We start from the raw sequence: 19505 nt of genomic DNA, 5'->3' as shown, positions 1-19505 counted from the left end.
CTCGGCGGTAGTGCCTGCGCTGGGGAAATCAACTGTGCGACCGCGGCGGATGCGTCTGCGTGATAGCCGACCATCGCGGCGACGTCCTGCGCCCACATCTCCTCGTAGATGCTCTCGACGGCGGCAATGGCCGGCGCGTTCTGCCCGAACAGGTTCGATATCACCAGGTTGACGAGGCCTGAACGGTTGGCGGCTACTGCCGCCGGATGGACCGTCGCCGCCAGGGCCGTCTCGAAAGCACCCGCCACCGCTTGTGCCTGTGCCGCTGCTCCCGACGCTTGGGATGCCGCGGCTCCCAGCCACCCTGCGTACGGTCTGGCAGCGGCCATCATGGCCTGTGATGCCGGCCCCTGCCAGGAGTCGGTCGCCAACGCCGAGGTCAGCGACCAAAACGACGCCGCCGCCGAGTCGAGTTCCTCGGCCAGGGTGCTCCACGCCGCAGCCGCCTCCGCCATCGGCGCAGCACCCGCGCCCGTGAACATTCGCAACGAGTTGACCTCGGGGGGAAACACCAAAAAGTTCATCTGCCTGTGCCTTTCTCACCGCCGTCGGCCAGTCCGCGAGGCCGCCTTCGCTTGTGATGCGCGAATCTATCCGATGAACAACAGTTTTACATGCGTTTTCGTATTGGATCTGTCAATACATACGATCTGCTCACGTCTCCGTAAGGTTCTTCTCAGCTGCGTTAAGGGCTTTCTCAGGAACCGGGGACCGTATCCTTGCGCGGTTGACCGGATCGGTACTCGTCAAGGTCAAGCCGGGTAGCCGCAAGGACCCGTTGGTCGAGGCCGGTCCGGGCGGCGAGCTGACAATCTACGTCCGGGAGCAAGCCGACAACGGCAGGGCCAACGACGCGGTCACTCGACTGCTGGCTGCCCATCTTGAAGTGCCACGGGGCCGGATCGAGCTGGTGTCCGGAGCGACCTCACGACGGAAGCGATTCCGTGTCATCCGGTGACTCCGCCAGTTGTGAATCAGTCGGCGAGTAGGCCGCGGGCCCGCTTGGCGGCGTACATGTGCTCGTCGGCCAGGCGCAGCAGGTCGTCTTCTCCAGCGGCAATGCCGGCGCTGAAGCCCACTGGCGCGCCGACATCGGCCCAGTGACGGTGCAGCCGCTCGAGAACGTCTTCAGCCTCGGCGCGTCCGGCGCCCACCAGCATGAGCAGGAATTCATCGCCGCCGATGCGGAAGACGATGTCGTCCTCGCGGACTGACCAACGCAGCGCGTCGGCGAAGGCGACCAGAAGTTCGTCGCCCGCCTCGTGTCCGTGACGGTCGTTGTACCGCTTGAACTTGTCAAGGTCGAGCAGCACGACGGCCGAGTCCCTGGCGTGCATCGACAACCGGGGCCCCAGTGTGCTCCGGTCGAGCAGCTGGGTGAGGGCGTCGGTCTGCGCGATCTCTTGGAGCAGCGCGCTCTGGGCCTCCAGCCGCGCGATCAGCCAGGCCGGCACCTCTGCGACCAATACCCACATGATCGCGGTCAGCGCCACTTTCGGCAGATCTGCGGGAAGTTGCTTGGCACCGCCGACCACGAACGCCACGACGCCGAGGGGGACGGCAGCGAGGGAGGACCAGCGGGTACACGTGAGGCCGATGAAAGCGAAGGCGATTGTGATCGTGCCGGGGAAGTCCCGGGTCGCGTGAGGGTCGATGAGGCCGGCCAGGATCGTGATGACCAATGCCGCCACCGACCACCCCATCAGCAGCCGACGCCGGTCCCGCCAACCGCGCCACCGTCCCACGAGAGCGACGATGATAGCGAGAACAGCGGCACCGCTGAGCAGCCAGTACAGCCGAGTCTCGAACGCTTCAGCGTCCGCGGCCGCGGCGTAGATGGCCAGCATCGCAAGGAAACCCGTCAGGCCAACGGTATGCCATTGCCCCGCTGAGGGCCGAGGGTCCACGCGCCAGGACACCCCAGAAGAATAGTTGCGTGACGGCGCCTTGCCTCGCCCGTCCGCCGTTATCTGCTGTTCTGCTCGATCCAGCGGGTCAGTGCGGCCTCAACCGCGGCTGGGACGTTTACCCCGGCGGCATCGGCAGCCTGCTCCAGCCGCGCCAACAGCTCGGTCGGTACTGAGACGTTCAACTTCGAGTGCGTCGGTTTCGGCTTCTCAGGCGGTGCAGCAGCGACGTGCCGGGCTGCCGTGGCGTCCATAGTTTCCCGCAGAGCCGGGATCTCGTCGAGCAGGCGGGCGAGATCGTCGCGGTCGATCCGCAACACCTCCGAAGGACCGATGGTGGTAACGGTGGCGGATCGCAATTGCCCACGGCGCAAGGCGGACTCGCCGATAACCTCGCCGGGTCCCACCACGGCAACGCGGTCCTGGCCAACGTACACGCCGGCCTCACCGCTGAGCAGGATGAAGCAGGCGTCCGACGGCGTCTGCTCGCGGATCAGGGGCCACGGTCCAGACTGCGACGAGCGTCGCGCCGAGCGGACAAGACGCTCGAGCTCCGCGTCCGAAAACTTTTCGAACGCACTGAACTCGCGTAGGCGACCGACGTCTCGCTGGATGTCGCGCTGTAGTTCCTCCACGTCGTCCTTCATTGCGGGCTCCTGATCGACGGTGACCGTGACGTGGGGAGCGTAGCGCGAATTCCGCTCATTGCCGCCAAAGAGCGAAAGGGAAATATGGTCGTGACAGCGGTAACAGCGAACCGCGCACCGAACCAACCTGCGTCACACCGCGTCATCTCTGGTCTTTCACGTCGAAATTAATTGCGGCGCTTGATGATTCAGTGATTGCGTCACATATCGAGGAGAGCAACGTGACACAACGACCGAGCGCCGCGGTGACGCTCGCTGTCGACCTCGGCAAGACACGGTGCCGGGCGGCGGCACGGGGTCGCACGGCGGCCGGGCCGGGTGCACCAGGGCTCACCGCACCGGGCGGGGTGCCAGCCGCCGCGTCGGCGATCCTCGCTGTCGCGCGCGACTTCGGACCGGTCGAGGAGGTGGTAGTCGGGGCGGCGGGGGCGTTGGCGGCACCGCAGGCGGCGCGCGCGTTGGGAGACGCCTTGCTGGCTGCACTGCCGGCTCATCGGGTCACGGTGACCAGCGACGCGGTGATCGCGCACGCCGGCGCGCTGAATGGGGAGCCGGGCATCGTCCTGATCGCAGGCACCGGCGTCGTGGCACTCACCATCGAAGCGGACGGCTCGCTGCGGACCGCTGACGGCTGGGGCCCCTGGCTGGGAGACGAGGGAGGTGGCGCGTGGATCGGTGCCGCCGGACTACGTGCCGCGGTGCGTGCCGTCGACGGTCGCGGACCAGCCACCACGTTGCTCGTGCTGCCCGCGCGCGATTCGGGGCACCACGAACCTGGCCCGCGCAGCTCAACGACGCCGCCGCAGTTGCGTCTTTCGCGCCCGAGGTACTCGCGGCGCGGGAGGACGCCACCGCACGGGCGATTGTCGGCGCAGCGGCCGAGTCGCTCGCCGCGACCGCGCGTGCAGCAGGGGTGGGTCCGGTGGCCGTGGTCGGAGGACTGGCCACAGTAGAGGTCTTGACGGAACGCCTCGATCTCCGTCCCGCCGCCGGTGACGCGCTTGATGGTGCGCTGCGGCTGGGGAAAATCCACGAACCGCATGTGATTCGGCTACAGGCCGGCCCTGTCCGGCACAACCTCGATCAGCTCAGCACCGAGGCCGTGCAACCGGACCTTGACGACCTCGACACGCGGCCCCTCGATGAGGTGGTCGCGCTGCTGGTTGCGTCTCAGGCCAAGGCCTACGAGGCGGTCTCGGCGGCGGTCCCGCAGATCACCGCGGCAGCCGAGGCGATCACGGCGCGGCTGGAGGATGGCGGACGTCTGATCTACGCAGGCGCGGGGACGCCCGGGCGACTCGGAGTGCTGGATGCGGCCGAGTGCGGTCCGACGTTCGGCACCGACCTGGTGCACGGGGTCATCGCCGGCGGCCCCGACGCCTTGACCCAGGCGATCGAAGGTGCCGAGGATCGGTTCGAACCGGCCGATCTCGCCCACCTCACCGCCGCAGACGTCTTGGTCGCAATCACGGCGTCCGGCCGAACTCCATACGTGCTCGGTGCACTCGAACTCGCTCGGTCCGTGGGCGCGCTGACCGTCGCCATTGTCAACAATGCGTGTAGCGAGGCGGTGGCCGACCTGACGATCGAGTTGTTGACCGGGCCGGAGGTGCTTGCCGGTTCCACACGAATGACGGCCGGAACTGCCCAGAAGATGGCGCTCACCACGCTGTCGACCAGCGTGATGATCGCGCTGGGCAAGACGTACGGACCGCGGATGGTCGACGTACGGGTGACCAATGAGAAAGTGCGGCGCCGCGCTGTCCGGATGATTCGCGATGTGGCTGGGGTCGACGAGGAGGTGGCGACTGCGGCACTGTCGGCTGTAGGTGGTCACGTCAAGACCGCCATCGTCGCGCTCCTCGCGGGCGTGGGAACCGCTGAGGCGGCTGCCCGGCTGGATCAGGTGCGGGGCCGGGTGCGTGATGCTCTCGATGGTGCCTGAGGACTAGGCGGCTCCGGGAGCGCCGTCGGAGCCGGACAGCTGCCCGCCTTTGCCTCCGGTACCGCCGGCGCCGCCGAAGATGCCGGGACCGCCGTCGCCGCCGTTGCCGATCCACTTGGCATCGCCGCCGTTGCCGCCGGTGGCAGGTTGCCCGACGCTGGTGCCGGCGGCGCCGCCGTTGCCGCCGAATCCGATCCAGCCGCCGGTGCCGCCGTTACCGCCACGCCCGCCACCCCCGATGCCGCCGGACAGTTCGGGCCCACCGGTGCCGCCGGCCCCACCGTTGCCGAACCACCCGATCGCGTTGCCCCCATTACCACCTGCAGCGCCCGGGACGCCCCCTCCGCCCAAGCCTCCGTCGCCGCCGTCGCCGATGATGCTGCCGCCGTTACCGCCGACCCCACCGGCCGATGAGACTCCGCCGATACCGAATTGACCGTTGCCGCCGGTGCCGCCGGCGCCGATCAATCCCGCGTCGCCCCCGTTGCCGGCCAGCCCGCCGTTGAACCCCATACCAGCGTCGCCGCCGACCCCACCATCGCCGAACAGACCGGCCGCACCGCCGTTGCCGCCGTCACCGCCGTCGTTGTTACTCCCGAAGCCGCCGATTCCGCCGTCACCGCCACCGCCGAACACCCCGCCTCTGCCGCCAGTGCCCCCGGTGCCGCCGTTCTGCGCGCCGATGCCGCCATCACCACCAGCCCCTCCGAAACCGAGGAACGCGGCGTTGCCACCGTTACCGCCGTCGCCCCCGTTGCCGCCTGCAGCACCCGGTCCACTCACACCCCCGGAGCCACCGGTCCCGCCGGTGCCGATCAGGCCGATCGCGCTGCCGCCGGCACCGCCATGCCCCCCGTTAGCGCTTACCGCCGTCGCTCCGACACCGCCGCCGCCACCGGAGCCGCCGTTGCCGTAGAGCCAGCCACCCGTCCCCCCGGCCCCGCCCGCATTGCCGGACACCGATGTTGCGGTGCCCGGCCCACCGAGTCCGCCCGCACCGCCGTTACCGATCAGCCCGGCAGCACCGCCGTTACCGCCCGCTTGCCCTGCGCCGCCGGACCCGCCGTTGCCACCATTTCCAAACAGCAGGCCGCCAGGCCCGCCGTCCTGTCCGGTGTTGGGTAATCCGTTGGTGCCGTTACCGATCAGCGGACGCCCCAGCGCGGCCTGGGTAGACGCGTTCACCATGCTGAGCGCGGTTTGCTGAAGCGACTCCGCGGCCGCATAGGAACCGCCGCCGGCAGCCATCGCCTGCACGAATGCGTCCTGGAATGCCACCGCTTGAGAGCTCAGTGTCTGATAGGCCTGGCCATGCGCGCCGAACAAGCCCGCGATCGCCGCAGAGATCTCATCAGCGCCGGCGGCTAATACTTGCGTGGTAGAGGAGGCAGCCGCCGAGCTTGCCGTTGCGATGGCCGAACGGATCCCTGCCAGATCCGTCGCCGCCGCCCCCACCAAATCCGGCGCCACAATCAGATACGCCACGTCTGGCCGCCCTTCTGCCACGCCCGGTAAACCGACCCCATTCGGGTACCACCGCCACTCTCGGCAAGACGAAGCCTAGGCGCCTTCGGCGAAACCGGGTGTGGAATTGCGAGCATTCCGATCACGTCGCGTCCGCCTCGGAATGGTCTTCATATGGTGCAGTTCCGCTGCCTAAACGCGACCACCTCAGATGTGAGCGCGGATAGAGTAACGGCCGTGAACAAGGTCTTTGTTGCCATGTTGGCCCCGGTCGCCGCCGTAATGTTGCAGGTGGCCATAGCGCCTTCCGCCAGTGCGGACGTCTGTCCCGCCGCCGAGGGCGGCCAGTATGTCAACCCTGCCACCTGCCCACTGGGCAGCATCGCCAGGGCGGACGCACTGGATGAGGCACGACAGCGTCTCGAAGGCCGACCGCCGTGCTACACGCGGGAGGGCGTGCCCTACTACACACCGGGCGACGCGCCCTGCGCATAGTCCGGCGGCGCTCGCCGACGTAAGTCATCTCGACCGTCCTAAGTCAGAGCCCCTGTCGTCACTGGACATTTCGGCGCACAATGAGATGTCCGTTTGATTTGGGAGCCGCGATGAGCGAGCAGCTTTACGATTTTTTCGGCGAGATCTTCCGCCGCTACTTCATTCCCGCCATCGACACCTATCCGCGCAAGGGCCGAAGGCTTGTCGGGAAATTGCTGGCATTGACCGACGACGTTCCGGACAAGTTGACGCAGAGCCGGTGCGCCGCAATCGCGTGGGGGAAGGCCGAAACCCCTGACGCCACGATCACCTCGGAATTGTTCGTGACCACCCAGCACGGCCTGATGTACGGCGCCAGGCTGGAGCAGTCTCAGCGGGCGCTCTATTACCTGGCAACGCCGCACGGGTTGTTCGATCCGTTTGTCGACCAAGTCGACACCGCCGAACTGCCGGGCGACACGGTGGTTCTGGTGGACAACCGGATGGAGCGCGATCTTGCATCTGCTCATCCGATGGATGCCGCGTTGCGCCACATCCTTGATGAGCACCTGGCGTTGCGGGTGGATCTGCCGACCTAACTGGACGCGCTGAGGATCTTGATGGCGAAGATCAGCGTGTCGCCTGGCCGGATGCCGGCGTTGGGTTGACCGTCGGGGTAGCCGTCCGCCGACGTCATGGCGACGGCGACGGTGGACCCGACCCGCTGTCCCGAGATGGCCTTCTGGAAGCCGGGCACGACGCCGGTGAGCGGGAAGTCAACCGGGGCGCCCCGTTCATAGCTGCTGTCGAAGACCGACCCGTCTCGCCCATTGACGCCCATGTAACAGACTGAAACTCGTGCGGTACTCGCGACCACCGGGCCGTCTCCGGCGTGCAGGGTGTGGACCTGAGTCTGGGCAATGCTGAACGGTGACGTCACCGTCACGCGCGGTGCGGTCGCATCGGTGGATCCGGTGACCGCGACGCTGCCGGTGGTACCGGCGAGTGTCCATTCGGGGGTGCCGCCGTTCTGCGGGGCGACCGTCGGGCAAGCGCCGGCATCAACCGGTGTGGCGGGAGCAGAAGGCCGGGTGTACGGGTCCGCGAGTGACGGCGTGCTGATTGATGAACTTGATGTCGTGGCCTTGGGGGAGCCGCATGCGGTGACTATCAGAAATGACGCGGCTGAAAGCAGGAGGGCAAGAGACCGCCGACGAAGATTCACCGCTGCCACGCTACAGATGCCCTCAACGGAGCTCGCGGCACCTCACCCCAGTATCGCGACGAGGAAGTCCGAGTCGTCGACAAAGGGGCGCAGATCCCACGTCGACAGCAGTAGCTCCGGAGTGAACCCTGCCTGCGCGGCGTCATCGAGGAACTCGGCGAACTCGTAGTTGCGTCCGGCGCCGAAGCCGATCACGGTCCGGCCGCCGGCAACCAGGTGGGCACGTAACCGGGTCAGAACCCGAACCCGGGTAGTCGGCGCCAGAAATGTCATGACGTTGCCGGCGGACACGATCACATCGAACGGCTCGGAGACACCCCGCGCAGGCAAGTCGAGTTCCGCTAGGTCAGCAACCAGCCACTGCGGCCCGGGATGGTCCTGCTCGGCTGCTTCGATGAGAACCGGGTCGACATCGACTCCGACGACGTGGTGGCCGAGGGACGCCAGATGTCCGCCGATCCGACCTGGGCCACATCCGGCGTCGAGGATACGGGCGCCGCGAGGTGCCATGGCATCCACCAAGCGGGCTTCGCCCACGAGGTCATCGCCGGCTCGTGCCTTGGAACGAAAACGGCTCACATACCAATGCGAGTGCTCGGGATCCTGCGCGACCTTCTGCATCCAGAGGCTTTGTTCGACCATGTGAAGCATTGTCGCAAGAGGAAGTAAGCCGCGCGGTTGCGGTTAGTCACGTTTCGCGGCGCGCGCTAACTCTGCTGTAGCCGAACGCAGTTGATCAGCTGATTGCAGCTGTACCGGGAAATCGACCCGGGTGTGGGCGGCTCCGCGGGGCGTGTGCACCCGCAGGTGTAGGCCGTAGCGATCGATCCCGGTGCACTCCGCAGAGTCAGCGTCGGGATAGCCCCCGAAAGCCCGAGCCATCGCCGCCAATGCCTCGGCATGGTCGGCGTTGAGATGTGCGACGGCACGGCCTGAGGCCAGTGCTACCGGATCCGGTGTGGCGGCGTCGTATTGCCGGCCGGTGGCCGAGCCCATCCGGCCGTAACCACCCACCCAACGCACGCGCTGAACCTTCAACAGCCACAGCGTGAAGTCGCTCAAGTCCACGTAAGAATGCGCGGCCGGCACTGCGTTCAGGTATGCCTGCCGAGCCAATTCCGTGTCAGCGGGCGCCGGCCGGGTGACCATTCCTGCGAGGGTCACCCGACTTCCGGCCAGCGGGTCGGGATCGTCGGTCGCTGCGACGATCGACATGCTGGCCCGCTGGTCGGCGGCCAGATTTCGGCCGTGCTCGGCAAGGTTCGACACACAGAGCACCGGCGTCCCATCAAGGAGGCCGTAGGCCACCAATGACGCCCAGGGGTCGCCGTCGGCCGTCAGGCTTGCCAGGGTCGCGGCATTCGTCGCGGCAGCGATGGTGCGTGCTGCCTCGGCCGCAGACGGTGTACCCGCGGGTTCGCCAGGGTTACGAAGCGCCACGCAGGCGAGATTACGCGCGAAAGCCGGCCAGGTGTCCCGTCCCTCACGCTGGTCGCAGACCCGCTGGGAGCGCAGAAGGAAACCCGCCCGCCGCTACTAAGCCGTCTCTTGTGGGGTATCCGGACGTGGTCGGTTTCAGCGTCGCCCAGGTAGGAGAAACCCATGGCTAACGTTTTCGTTGAACCGCGACCCAAGGGCCGCGACGGAGACGCCATCTCTCACTACGTTGTCGAAGACCACGCGGACAGCGTTCTTGCCGAGTTCGGTACCCAACAAGAGGCTGTCGCCTGGGCAAATCAACAGGGCCATACCCCTCACGTTGCCCGCGTCAGATACCTGACCGACAAAAGAAGCCGGATCAATGGCGCGCTGTCCAAGAGCTCACGTACCAGCGCCGGTCGATGTGCGCGCGATCCTGGTCCGGCACCGAACGCACGCACAGGCGGCTACCTGAGCATTACCCGCTGGGCGTCGACAGGGTCCGGGAGCGGTCGAGATGCGGCAGGGGAGCGGCCCGGGACCAGGCTGAAAATTTCATGACGGTTTCAGTTGAGCAAAGGTACTGCAGCTCGCCCCGCCGCCAGGGCCGGCTTCGCCTGTGCGCTTCTAGTGTTGGGTTCTATGGCCGGACTGAACAAGTTCGTGGAGCGCTGGCGGACAGCGCTTCAGGTAATTCTGTCGGCAGTAGTGATCGTCATCCCCGGACTCGCCATCATCCCCGTAGCTCATGCGGCCGCGGCCACGGCCACGTTGAGGGTGACATCGACGTGGCAGACCGGTTTCATAGCCAGCTTTACCGTCACCAACTCGAGCATGGTGCCGCTCGCCGATTGGAGGCTTGAATTCGACATGCCCGCCGGACAATCCGTCGTGCACACATGGAATAGCACCATTGCGCAATCTGGCACGCACTATGTGCTCAGCCCGGCGAATTGGAATCGCGTCATCGCACCCGGTGGCACAGCCACGGGCGGCATGAGAGGCGTGCTGAGCGGCACCTACACGCCACCGTCCAATTGCGTTCTCAATCGGCAATTCCCCTGCGCCTAGTTTTTTTCCAGGGGCGCTGGACTCGAGCCCGACGCAGTAAATGCTGATGGCCTCAACCAATCGGCCGCCATGCGCCCAGGACCGCATCCCGATACCAGCCCACTCGATCGCGGACCTGGACCCCGACCCGGTTCTGGGCGTTCACTCGGCTGTCGACGATGTGCGCGTCGTCGATGTAGATCACCACGTGTGAAGCCCGCCCGGCATCTCCGCTGGGATGCAGATAAATCAGATCTCCGGCCTCGAACGAACCTTCTTTAGGAATGCGCCTGCCCAGCGGACCGGCGCTCCCGTCCGCCTGCCGATGGACATCACCGCTGAATTTGATTCCCAGCCCGTAGTTGTAAACCCACGCGGTGAAATTAGAGCAATCCAAACCTTTCCCAGGATCCCAGGCTGTTGGCGCGTCCGGATTATCGGCGTCGGGATTCTCTCCCGGTGCACCGGCATACGTAGAAGTCGGCGGATTCCATCCGGGAATGTGATGGTGTCGGTACTGGAGTCCTGCCGAATTGCCCGGTGCGTAAATGTAGCGCATCGCAACAGCAATAATGCGTTCCTGCTTCCACGTTGAGGAATCACACTGCGCATTTTTCGGTATCGCGGGTGCGGGGAAGGTGTCGGCTGCTGGTCCCCACCCGCCATTGAGGTAGTGTCCCTCGGCATTCGTCCGGTACCACTCGGTAGCCGGCTCGCGAGACTCCCGCAGGGCGTCGCGGTCGGCGAAGTCTGCCGTCAACGAGGCCCACGTACAGGAGAACGGGTAAGAAAACTCGCCGTTGCCGCCTCTAGCGAGGCCAGCGGGCAGATAAACGACAGTCACTGCCATCGCGACACCGAGCGCACACCGGCGCGAGAAGAGAAACTTGTTCCGCATCCTCAACAGAGCCTCTGCTTCGTCAAGCAATCAGCAATGCAAGCAATGCTAATCGGGGCCAGACGGCATTCTCGCGCCCGGATTCGCCATGAACTGGATTGCTGGCCTTCAACGCCAAGGACCGGCAAGGCTGGCTAATCCAAGCGCCGGCATCCCGGGCCCCTGCCCACACGAATGACGTTGACGACCTGCCCGGTCGAGTACGCGGGGGCGCTACGGAAGTCCCGAGTCAGTCGAGATGCGGTAGAGGAGAGACGCTAGTCGGTATGTGGGGCTGCAAGGCCAGAGCCGCGAATACTGTAACCTCCGGGTCCACCGCCCGAACGGTCTCCCGTGTCGGCGCCCACTTCGTCTGATGCAACCGATCGCTCAAATACATTGTGCGACAACCACTCCTGTCATCACGACGTTTGCTTGGAATAGCTGTTGTTCAGAGTGTCCTGCAGGACCTGGGCGCTGCTTGATGTGGTGTTGACCTGCAGCGGCGCCGAGAGCGTTCGCATTTCATATCTCCAACCTGCCGGCAGCGACAAGCGGGGCGCCAGCGCAGGCAGGGCGGCTTCGGTGAGCGCCGGGTCCTTCTGCTGGCTCCAGGTCTGCATGACCCACCGCGCACCCGAAGGCTCGACCAGCTCGTAGATCTGGCGTCCGGTGTCGAAGGTGAACACCGTCTGGCGATTCACCGCGTGCGGCGTGTAGGGCCGGGCCGCAGTCGCCGGATCACCGATCTCCACCGTCGCCGCCTTGTGCATGGCGATGCCACCGAAAGTCTTTGATTCTTGCAGCGCTTCGTCTTTGGCGATGGAATCCATCAGCCAATAGCGGGGGCCGTTCAGAACGGCGCGCAATGCGCCGTTATCGTTCGCGATCTGCTGAGCGTCCAGCGCGGTCCATTCCTCTTGCGGGCAGTCATTGAGCCCGTAGGAGTTATAGACGTCGGCGGTGAGCCCCGAGAGGCTGAAGTGGACGAGCAAAACCTCGCAGTATCGCTTGTCGCGCAAGCCGGTCACGAATACGGGCGGCCTGCTGGAGGTAACGGAAGTCGTCGAAGAGGTGACCGACCGAGAGCCACACCCCGCAGCGAGCAGGCTGAGCGCGACGACTCCCGCGACCACCACGACCGTGTTGCGGCGCCAGGAAAATTCCATGCCACGCAAGGTAGCACAGGAAAGTCATGTATTGCGAGTGCAACTATCAATACTTTGTGGTGGGGGTTACGCTGGCCGTTGTGAGCACCGAACCCACCGACGGCCGGCGGGCGCGTCGCGAGCGCAACCGCCAAGCCGTGATCGACGCGGCGTTCGACCTCATCCTGGAGGGCAAGATCCCGCCGGCGGTACACGATGTTGCCGAGCGAGCCGGGGTATCGGTTTCGTCGGTGTTCAGGCAATTCGATGGCCTAACCGATCTGCAGCAGCAAACCATCGAGCAGTTCCGCGCGCGCTATTGGCATTTCATCGCAGCGAGGCCAGACCCGGGCACTGACCTCGATGCGCGGATCAGGCTCTACGTGCGCAACAGGGTTAGCCTGTATGCGCAGGCGTTGCCACTGCTGATGCTGGCGCGAAGCCGCGCTTTGGAACACCAAGCCATGGCCGAAGCGGTCGCGTACAACCGCGCCGCGCTGCTGGCACAGACCCGCGAGTGGTTCCGGCCCGAGACCGCCGACTGCGCAACCGCCGACGCGGCGGACCTGGTATCGCTGATCGACTCACTCACCTGTCCCGAGGCTTTCGACCTCTTGAGCAGAGCGCATCACCGGTCCGACCGCCAGGTTAGCCGGTCCTGGCGGTCGGGACTCCGGGCGCTCATGGCGGAGTGGCCGCCGGTTTAGGGACTGGGATTGGTCGTGGTGTAGTCGGATTGAGATGACAGCCCGGATCAGGCGCGAGCACCACATCCGCACGCCTCGCCGGCCGGCCAACAACTGCGAGGCTCAGCTCACCCCCCGGTATGAACACCCCCAGCCCCGCTCCCGCGGTCCGCTGGTTCAGACGCGGATGAACTTCTGTTCGCCCATGCCGAACATGCCATCGACCGAAAGGTCGACGTCGTCGGTGTGGATCCGGCCCTCGTACCAGCCGAAGGGGGCGTAATACTCGGCGAGGGATCGGCGCGGGCCGACGTGCAGCTCGGAACGAACAGTCGGCGTGAACCGCACCTCGACCTGGCCCGACCCGTCGGCATCACGCACGATCCAAAAACCCCAGGGCCCGTCGGGCCGTTCCACGTGGACGGCGGGCAGGCGGTGGACCCGGTCGCCGAGCCAGACGGCGTTCTCGTTGTAGCGCTGCGGGTCGCGCACCTGGTTGTCGGTCAGGTTGAAGCCCTCGACCCGGCCCCCATCGCTGCGGCGCACTGCGGTCACCCAGTCGTACTGCATAGGCGCGGGGTAGTCCCCGTGGTGGTCGTCGAGGATCATGAACGAACGGTCGGGGTCGAACACGGTGAACTCGGCGCCGGCGCGGAGCGTTCCGGCGAACGGCATCATCGTCTTGTGCGAGTACAGCGCACGATCGTCGGCGAAGGGGTGGCAGATCACCAGGTGTCCCGCCTCTCCGGGGCCGCAGCGCCCGGCGCCGTGCAACTCCAGCGGCGGTAGCGCGCCGCGCCCAGGGTGGCTGGCGTCCACCGCGACCAGGCCCGAGTCCATCTCGTTGGTCAGCTGCAGCGAGAAGCGTCCAGCGTGACCGTGCGACCGGGTGTGCTCCAGGCCGCGAGCGACGTGCACCATCGAGGTCGGCACCTTCTGCTCCCACCGACGGATCGTGGCCGCCTGCTTGTCAACGACCAGCACTTGCACCAGCGAGATCGACTTCGTGTCGTAGACGGCGCCAAGCACGAACACCGCGTCGTCACCGAGCTGGAACGCCTCCCACTCCTTGAGCCGGGCGTTGCGCGCGGCGCGCTGCAGGCGACCACGAGCTCCGGTGGCGGTGACAACGTCGAGTGGGTTGATCCGCGCGATCGGGCCGTTGTAGGTGCCGAATTGGTAGCGACCGTCGAGCACCAGCTCTGCAGGTGGCGGCTCGTGCGTGCGCGCCAGGCCGGACGGGCCGGTCGGCGGGGTCTCGGTGTCCACGGCCGGAGCGTACCGGAGTATGGCGAGCGTTCGGACACCACCGAACTGTCGAGGTGCCGCCGCCATCCATTTTCAGGGTAGCACTTGTGCTACCGTGACGGGATGGAGACTGTGGGGCTGCGTGAATTGCGCCAGCATGCTTCCGATCTCGTCAGGCGCGCAGAGGATGGCGAGGAGATCACGATCACCGTTTCCGGCCGGCCGTGCGCCAGGTTAGTTCCCGCGAGACCGCGCATATGGCGGCGGTGGTCCGACGTGGCCGACCTGTCCGCAGGACCCGCTGACCCGGCATGGGAGGCGGACCGCGATGAGATCGCCCACGATGTGCGTGACCCGTGGTCAGCGCGGTGAAGGCGCTCCTTGACACCAGTGTGGTGATCGCGACGGATGTGGCTCCTCTCGATGACGATCTCGCAATCAGCGCTGTGACATTGGCTGAGTTGCATTTCGGCGTTCTTATCGCCAAGGACCGCACCGTGCGCGGTGAACGGTTACGACGACTTCTGCTGGTGCAACGCGAATTCGACGCGCTGCCGCTCGATGAGGCTGTGGCCGCAAGCTACGGCAACATCGCTGCTGCGGTTGTCGATACTGGGCGTCAGCCGCGCGCACGATCGATGGATCTGCTCATCGCTGCGACCGCTCACGCACACTCGGCGAGGCTCTACACGCGCAATATCAGCGACTTCCACGGACTTGACGACCTGATCGAGGTTGTTGCGGTGTAGGGGGGTGGCCTGGCCCGACACGCCATTTCTTATCGACAGTGGCTCAGCCCGGCACATGGCCGTCCTGCTTCAACGAGATCCAACACCCGACGAGGCCGATTACAGCAGGATCGGCGAACATAGCCACGGATCACCGGATCACCCGATCAGGATTGTTGGTTCGGAGCCGCTCGGCCGTCGACAGTGTCGCCGATGTCACGTATGGGCACTCAAAAAATGTGAGTTGGACAATCTGCGACTCAAAGGTACGGAGAACGCCGAATTGTCGGCACTGCGGCTACAGAGACGTAACCTGTTGCGCACAGCAGCAAAACGGTCACATTCTGCTGGTAACCCGCCATATTCGGTCCGCCGTATTCCTCCCGATGCGCAGCAGTGGATCGGGCTGGATGTGACGGGGGAGAGGTGCTGACTGCCGGCCAGATCGCCACCGTCGGCCGGGCCAGAACTTGTATCGGTGTGCGGCATGAGATGTTTGCTGACTGCCCGATTGGGTCTGATGTGGACCGCGCGGAAGGGTCACGGCATTGCTCCTCCACTGCCGCGAAGTTAGCTACCGGTCATCGAGATAGCAGCACCATCGAACGCCTGCGAGGTCGATGTCGGCCAGGACCTCCGCCAGCTTCCAGGGCCTTGCCCGGGTCAGTGCACGACCAGGCGTGTTGCCGGAAGAGTGATCGAAAAGCCTTCTTTGTACGGCTACCGTGTCCCTCGTGAGACGCTCGGTATCCGCCACTGCTCTTGCAGCCACATTTCTGCTAGCAAGCTGTAGTGCGCAAACGTCGCCGTCGCCTAACTCGTCGGGCACAGAGGCGCCAGCGGCCACAACGCCCCAAGGTCCGCGCTCGCAAGTCGTCAAGCAACTGACACTGCCAGCACGCGCAGAACTCCTTGCCGGTGACAGCGGACACGGCTGGGAAATGTGGAGGTTGTCTCAGTCAGTGGCTGGCGTGCAGTCGTATCTGGAGCCTCAGCTGCCAATCTCACGAACCTACGAAGGTATGGCTTGGTGCAAGACGATCACCAAGCCGAACGAAACGAGGTGGCTGTGCCTGCTGCAGCCACCGAGTTCATCGACGGCGTCAACCTCCAGGATTATGTAGAGGCGGGGCAAGCCGTTGATTTGGACGCCGTGTTGGCTTGCGTGAATGAACTCGCGATTGTGTTAAACCGTTGTCACGCCGCCGATTTCACTCACCGCGATCTCAAGCCAGCCAACGTAGTCCTTCGACACCGCGACATAAGAACGCCGGTGTTGGTGGACTTCGGCCTCTCGTTCAACAATGCCGAAGAAGACGACCCCCTGACCCGATTGAACCAGGAAATCGGAAACCGGTTCCTTCGCCTGCCGGAGCACCGCAGTGGTGGTCGGAATCCCGTAAGCGATGTGACGCAACTGGCCGGCATCTTCTTCTACATCGTCACCGGGCACGAGCCCCTGGTACTCAGAGACGAGCGTGACGTGATGCCCCACCGCCGACCCGAAGCACGCAGCATACTGGACGGCCTTCTCGTCGAGCCGCGTCAGCGTCTGAGGGTCGCGAGCGTTCTTGACAATGCCTTCGCGACGGATCTATCAAGGCGGTACGCAACAGCGCCAGATCTCATTTCTGCATTGGAGAGAGCCATGCACAGCGACCAGGAAGGTGCCGACGGCTATGAAGATCTACTCGCGCAGGTCGGCGAGATCGTAGCGAGTCGAGGGATACTCGCCGCAAACGAACGCCGCGAGTCACTAGAGAGGTTCCTGAAGAACATAGTTCGGATTGCCGCCGATTTCGCATCCTCCCAGGGACTTGACCACAACTGGAGCGGGTCGGTGGGTGCGCCCACGGACGACGTATGGCAAGAACGACGCGTCGCGATGATAGTCCGTGGCGAAAGCCAAATTTCAACCGCCTGGCCGTTGTATCGAGTCGAACACCGCGGTCCCGACGATTTCGTCGTACTCATAGACGGCGACGAGGTATGGCGCGGCGAATCAGCCGACGACCCGGAATTCACTAACACCATAAAGATCGCCATCGCTACGCAGTTCTTGGCCGCCCATCCGCCAGCACGCCCGGGTCGTTGAGGGCGTTGGTGATTCGGGCGCCGTAGTCGGCAGCCGCGGGCAGCGCCTCGCCGTGGGCCGCATCCGTCATTGTGACATAATGCGCTGTACGGCAGCAGTATTCGTGCATAATGGTCTCCCACAAGTTTCGGGCGTAAGTCTTGGCATGATCCCGGGTTTTGGCCCGCCAGTTTTGCTGAGAATCGCCGGGCGATCCGCCGGCCGCCAGGCCTATCGCGCTAACCGCCAGATTCACTGAGACCCGACAACCAGGCTGAATAGTTAACTCTGTTGGCACACAATCGAAACAGCCACTACTGGTAACCCGCCATATTCGATTTCGCTGAATCTGTCGGACCCGTCGTGCACAATGACGAGGTGAGCGCAGCCTGATGCTCACCCGGAAGTTCCACGGAACTCGGGACATCCTCGCCGGTGCTGTCAGACCGGAGGTCACCGATGTGAAAGGTGCTGCAGCCGTGCTGATGTCGCCGACCAGCCCATTGCAGGCCGGGGCCGCGTTCATCATGGGCGCCCAGCCCGCACCGAGGAACATCCTCTGCCTCTCCATTGCAGAGGTACCCGAGGCTACCCCAGTTGCTTGAGCAGTTGAGCGATGTTGAACAGGCCGATGAAGCCGGTGCCCGTGTTGAGCACCCCGGAGCCGAAGCCGCTGACGACGCCAGCTACTGGGAAGAAGGGCAGGGAGACGGCCGACACACCAGTGTTGAACAAGCCAGAAATATTCCCGTTTTGAGCCGATCCGCCGCTGGCCCTATTGAAGAAGCCCGAGATATTGCCGTTCACCCCTCCGCCGGAGGCGGAGTTGTTGAAGCCTGAGACGTTGGTACCGGTGTTGCCGAAGCCCGATGTCGAGGCGCTGGAATCGGTGGTGGAGCCGACGGTGGTATTGGAGTTCCCGGAGTTCCAGGCACCCGTGTTGACACTGCCTGAATTGCCGAAGCCGGTGTTGAATTGTCCGGAATTGCCGAAGCCGGTGTTTGCTACTCCTGCATTCCCGAACCCGGTAGTGTAGGCGCCCGAGTTGCCGATGCCGGTGTCCAAAAAGCCCGAGTTGCCGAAGCCGAATGATGCTTGGCCGGAGTTGCCGGCGCCGAGGTGGCCGAAGCCGGAGTTGCCGATGCCGATGCTCTGGATGTCGCCCAGGGTGGCAGCAGTGAGGTTGCGGCCCGAGTTGAAGATGCCGACGTTGCCGTCCCCGGAGTTGAAGAATCCGATGTTGTTGGTGCCGGAGTTGAAGAGCCCGATGTTGCCGTTGCCCGAGTTCAGCAGCCCGGCCAGGTTGACGCCCACCTGGTTGTCGCCGGTCAGCCCGATCCCGAGGTTGTTGTTGCCGGTGTTACCGAAGCCGATGTTGTTGGTGCCGGTGTTGCCCGCTCCGATGTTTCCGATGCCGGTGTTGCCGCCGCCCTGATTGAAGCGACCGGAGTTGCCCAGCCCGAAGTTGCTGTTGGCGTCGCCGGGGACAGGGCCTGCGCCGTTGCCGAAGCCGACGTTGTTGTTTCCGAAGTTGCCCGCACCCATGTTGTTGATGCCTCTGTTGCCCAAACCGATGTTGCCTCGCACGCCGGTGGTGCCGGGGCTCCTATTCCCGAAGCCGATGTTGTCGTTGCCGCGGTTACCGCTACCGAAGTTGCCGCTGCCCTTGTTGCCGTTGCCGACGTTGCCCGCACCGGTTTCGCTGTTATTGCCGTTACCGATGTTGCCCCCGCCCTTGTTGCCTACACCGATGTTGGGGTCGGTAGGGGCGGCCGTAGCGGCCCCGGCAGGTGCGCCGCCCAAGAGTTGCCCGATACCCGGCAGGTGCTGCAGTGTCTGCTGCCAGGACGACAACTGCGCGGCCACCGCTGAGGCTCCACCGTGATAGCCGACCAACGCGGCGACATCGGTGGCCCAGAACTCCTCATAGGCCGCCTCGGCGGCGGCGATGAAGGGCGCGTTGAAGCCGAAGATGTTGGTGCGCACGGCCTGCACGAAGGCTTGCCGATTGGCCGCGATGATTTCGGGGTGGACGGTGGCGGCCTTGGCCGCCTCGAATATGCTGGCCACCGTTCGTGCGCCAGATGACGTAGTGGTGGCGCGCAGGGAAGCGGCCCGCAGGAATTCGGCGTACGGACGCGCCGCCCTGGCCATGGCCTGGGAAGCCGGACCCTGCCAGGCTTGCCCGGCCAGGTTCGAGGTCACCGAGGAAAACGAGTCCGCGGCCGTACCCAATTCATCGGCAAGACCCGACCAGGCCGCTGAGGCCTCGAGCAAGGGCGCTGACCCAGCGCCGAGGTACATCCGCAGAGAGTTGATCTCTGGAGGAAGAACCGAAAAGTTCACCCGCGCTGACCTCCAGTAACCTGTCTTGTGTGACGGCGCCCTACCCGACTTGACAGACGATACGACGCCGCTGTTAGACACGTAACGTTTTCAAAAATTGTGAGAATTCTTTGCAGAGGAGGTTGTCCCGGGTCTCGTAGAAATTGAGGTGGCGGTCCCCCGCTCGTGACCTGCCGTGTGGTAGGTGTCGGGCGCGGAGGACGATCGCTTCCGTAGACAGTCACCGAAGTGAAATCGCCAATCTACGACTCCTCCGGTTCGCAGGGG

Annotated in this window: 21 protein-coding genes; 10 read left to right on the top strand and 11 right to left on the bottom strand. The window is 65.0% G+C overall.

Annotated elements, in window-relative coordinates:
• Window positions 1-524 (bottom strand): PPE family protein (locus ACX9NE_RS28095; RefSeq protein WP_459365011.1); only part of this gene is annotated, 524 nt, incomplete at its 3' end.
• Between the two features lie 203 nt (window positions 525-727).
• Here ACX9NE_RS28095 and ACX9NE_RS28090 point away from each other — a divergent pair.
• A complete protein-coding gene (locus ACX9NE_RS28090; RefSeq protein WP_459365010.1) occupies window positions 728-958 on the top strand; it encodes a DUF167 domain-containing protein in 231 nt (76 codons plus the stop codon).
• A gap of 16 nt (window positions 959-974) precedes the next feature.
• Here the strand turns inward: ACX9NE_RS28090 and ACX9NE_RS28085 are convergent, their stop codons facing one another.
• On the bottom strand, window positions 975-1919 hold the full coding sequence (locus tag ACX9NE_RS28085) for a GGDEF domain-containing protein (RefSeq protein ID WP_459365009.1): 945 nt from the start codon (window positions 1917-1919) through the stop codon (window positions 975-977).
• Between the two features lie 47 nt (window positions 1920-1966).
• On the bottom strand, window positions 1967-2554 hold the full coding sequence (locus ACX9NE_RS28080) for a cyclic nucleotide-binding domain-containing protein (RefSeq protein ID WP_459365008.1): 588 nt from the start codon (window positions 2552-2554) through the stop codon (window positions 1967-1969).
• Window positions 2555-2775: 221 nt separating this feature from the next.
• On the opposite strand from ACX9NE_RS28080, the gene ACX9NE_RS28075 reads away from it, so the two are divergent.
• Together ACX9NE_RS28075 and ACX9NE_RS28070 are read left to right on the top strand one after the other, a co-directional pair.
• Window positions 2776-3507, top strand: a complete 732-nt coding sequence (locus ACX9NE_RS28075; protein ID WP_459365007.1) for a BadF/BadG/BcrA/BcrD ATPase family protein — start codon at window positions 2776-2778, stop codon at window positions 3505-3507.
• Between the two features lie 5 nt (window positions 3508-3512).
• Window positions 3513-4499: an N-acetylmuramic acid 6-phosphate etherase gene (locus ACX9NE_RS28070; RefSeq protein ID WP_459377749.1), complete on the top strand. Its 987-nt coding sequence runs from the start codon at window positions 3513-3515 to the stop codon at window positions 4497-4499.
• Window positions 4500-4502: 3 nt separating this feature from the next.
• Here the strand turns inward: ACX9NE_RS28070 and ACX9NE_RS28065 are convergent, their stop codons facing one another.
• The gene (locus ACX9NE_RS28065; protein WP_459365005.1) at window positions 4503-5984 is read right to left on the bottom strand and encodes a PE family protein; all 1482 of its coding nucleotides are present in this window, start codon (window positions 5982-5984) and stop codon (window positions 4503-4505) included.
• Window positions 5985-6200: 216 nt separating this feature from the next.
• Here ACX9NE_RS28065 and ACX9NE_RS28060 point away from each other — a divergent pair, with 216 nt between their 5' ends.
• Window positions 6201-6458 carry a hypothetical protein gene (locus tag ACX9NE_RS28060; RefSeq protein WP_459365004.1) on the top strand — a complete coding sequence of 86 codons (258 nt, stop codon included), beginning with the start codon at window positions 6201-6203 and terminating at the stop codon, window positions 6456-6458.
• Window positions 6459-6568: 110 nt separating this feature from the next.
• Complete coding sequence (locus ACX9NE_RS28055) at window positions 6569-7036, top strand: glucose-6-phosphate dehydrogenase (protein WP_459365003.1); 468 nt, start codon at window positions 6569-6571, stop codon at window positions 7034-7036.
• Here the strand turns inward: ACX9NE_RS28055 and ACX9NE_RS28050 are convergent.
• From ACX9NE_RS28050 to ACX9NE_RS28040, 3 genes are read right to left on the bottom strand one after another with little or no spacing between them, the layout of a single operon-like run.
• Entirely contained in the window at window positions 7033-7662 is a 630-nt protein-coding gene (locus ACX9NE_RS28050; protein WP_459365002.1) for an FKBP-type peptidyl-prolyl cis-trans isomerase, read from the bottom strand. The genes ACX9NE_RS28055 and ACX9NE_RS28050 overlap by 4 nt on opposite strands.
• A gap of 42 nt (window positions 7663-7704) precedes the next feature.
• Window positions 7705-8304, bottom strand: coding sequence for a class I SAM-dependent methyltransferase (locus ACX9NE_RS28045; RefSeq protein WP_459365001.1), 600 nt, complete (start codon window positions 8302-8304; stop codon window positions 7705-7707).
• A 42-nt stretch (window positions 8305-8346) separates the two neighbouring features.
• Window positions 8347-9102 carry a HugZ family pyridoxamine 5'-phosphate oxidase gene (locus ACX9NE_RS28040; protein ID WP_459365000.1) on the bottom strand — a complete coding sequence of 252 codons (756 nt, stop codon included), beginning with the start codon at window positions 9100-9102 and terminating at the stop codon, window positions 8347-8349.
• Between the two features lie 621 nt (window positions 9103-9723).
• On the opposite strand from ACX9NE_RS28040, the gene ACX9NE_RS28035 reads away from it, so the two are divergent.
• Window positions 9724-10152: a cellulose-binding domain-containing protein gene (locus tag ACX9NE_RS28035; protein WP_459364999.1), complete on the top strand. Its 429-nt coding sequence runs from the start codon at window positions 9724-9726 to the stop codon at window positions 10150-10152.
• Between the two features lie 52 nt (window positions 10153-10204).
• On the opposite strand, the gene ACX9NE_RS28030 is transcribed toward ACX9NE_RS28035, so the two are convergent.
• Both ACX9NE_RS28030 and ACX9NE_RS28025 read right to left on the bottom strand, forming a co-directional pair.
• The gene (locus tag ACX9NE_RS28030) at window positions 10205-10891 is read right to left on the bottom strand and encodes an NlpC/P60 family protein (RefSeq protein ID WP_459370940.1); all 687 of its coding nucleotides are present in this window, start codon (window positions 10889-10891) and stop codon (window positions 10205-10207) included.
• A 539-nt stretch (window positions 10892-11430) separates the two neighbouring features.
• Window positions 11431-12039: a hypothetical protein gene (locus ACX9NE_RS28025; protein ID WP_459365012.1), complete on the bottom strand. Its 609-nt coding sequence runs from the start codon at window positions 12037-12039 to the stop codon at window positions 11431-11433.
• 275 nt (window positions 12040-12314) lie between these two features.
• Here ACX9NE_RS28025 and ACX9NE_RS28020 point away from each other — a divergent pair, with 275 nt between their 5' ends.
• Window positions 12315-12863 (top strand): hypothetical protein, encoded by a 549-nt coding sequence (locus tag ACX9NE_RS28020; protein ID WP_459364997.1) that lies wholly within the window; start codon window positions 12315-12317, stop codon window positions 12861-12863.
• A gap of 156 nt (window positions 12864-13019) precedes the next feature.
• Here the strand turns inward: ACX9NE_RS28020 and ACX9NE_RS28015 are convergent, their stop codons facing one another.
• A complete protein-coding gene (locus ACX9NE_RS28015; RefSeq protein WP_459364996.1) occupies window positions 13020-14111 on the bottom strand; it encodes a DUF2804 family protein in 1092 nt (363 codons plus the stop codon).
• 102 nt (window positions 14112-14213) lie between these two features.
• On the opposite strand from ACX9NE_RS28015, the gene ACX9NE_RS28010 reads away from it, so the two are divergent.
• The 3 genes from ACX9NE_RS28010 to ACX9NE_RS28000 all read left to right on the top strand — a co-directional run bounded on the left by ACX9NE_RS28010 (window position 14214) and on the right by ACX9NE_RS28000 (window position 16913).
• Window positions 14214-14462, top strand: coding sequence for a type II toxin-antitoxin system Phd/YefM family antitoxin (locus ACX9NE_RS28010; RefSeq protein ID WP_459364995.1), 249 nt, complete (start codon window positions 14214-14216; stop codon window positions 14460-14462).
• A complete protein-coding gene (locus ACX9NE_RS28005; protein ID WP_459364994.1) occupies window positions 14447-14839 on the top strand; it encodes a PIN domain-containing protein in 393 nt (130 codons plus the stop codon). The genes ACX9NE_RS28010 and ACX9NE_RS28005 overlap by 16 nt, the downstream gene beginning before the upstream one ends.
• A gap of 1009 nt (window positions 14840-15848) precedes the next feature.
• Entirely contained in the window at window positions 15849-16913 is a 1065-nt protein-coding gene (locus ACX9NE_RS28000; protein WP_459364993.1) for a protein kinase domain-containing protein, read from the top strand.
• A 567-nt stretch (window positions 16914-17480) separates the two neighbouring features.
• On the opposite strand, the gene ACX9NE_RS27995 is transcribed toward ACX9NE_RS28000, so the two are convergent.
• Window positions 17481-19238 (bottom strand): PPE family protein, encoded by a 1758-nt coding sequence (locus ACX9NE_RS27995; protein ID WP_459364992.1) that lies wholly within the window; start codon window positions 19236-19238, stop codon window positions 17481-17483.
• Between the last annotated feature and the right edge of the window lie 267 nt (window positions 19239-19505).

This window comes from Mycobacterium sp. ML4 (genome assembly GCF_054515735.1).
Note: the sequence above shows the minus strand (reverse complement) of the source record. Positions and strands in the feature narration are given on the sequence as shown.

What these genes read in the sequence shown, in the direction of transcription:
- ACX9NE_RS28045 (WP_459365001.1), bottom strand. Translation starts at nt 8,304, where the DNA reads ATGGTCGAACAAAGCCTCTGGATGCAGAAGGTCGCGCAGGATCCCGAG.
- ACX9NE_RS28055 (WP_459365003.1), top strand. Translation starts at nt 6,569, where the DNA reads ATGAGCGAGCAGCTTTACGATTTTTTCGGCGAGATCTTCCGCCGCTAC.
- ACX9NE_RS28010 (WP_459364995.1), top strand. Translation starts at nt 14,214, where the DNA reads ATGGAGACTGTGGGGCTGCGTGAATTGCGCCAGCATGCTTCCGATCTC.
- ACX9NE_RS28035 (WP_459364999.1), top strand. Translation starts at nt 9,724, where the DNA reads ATGGCCGGACTGAACAAGTTCGTGGAGCGCTGGCGGACAGCGCTTCAG.
- ACX9NE_RS28080 (WP_459365008.1), bottom strand. Translation starts at nt 2,554, where the DNA reads ATGAAGGACGACGTGGAGGAACTACAGCGCGACATCCAGCGAGACGTC.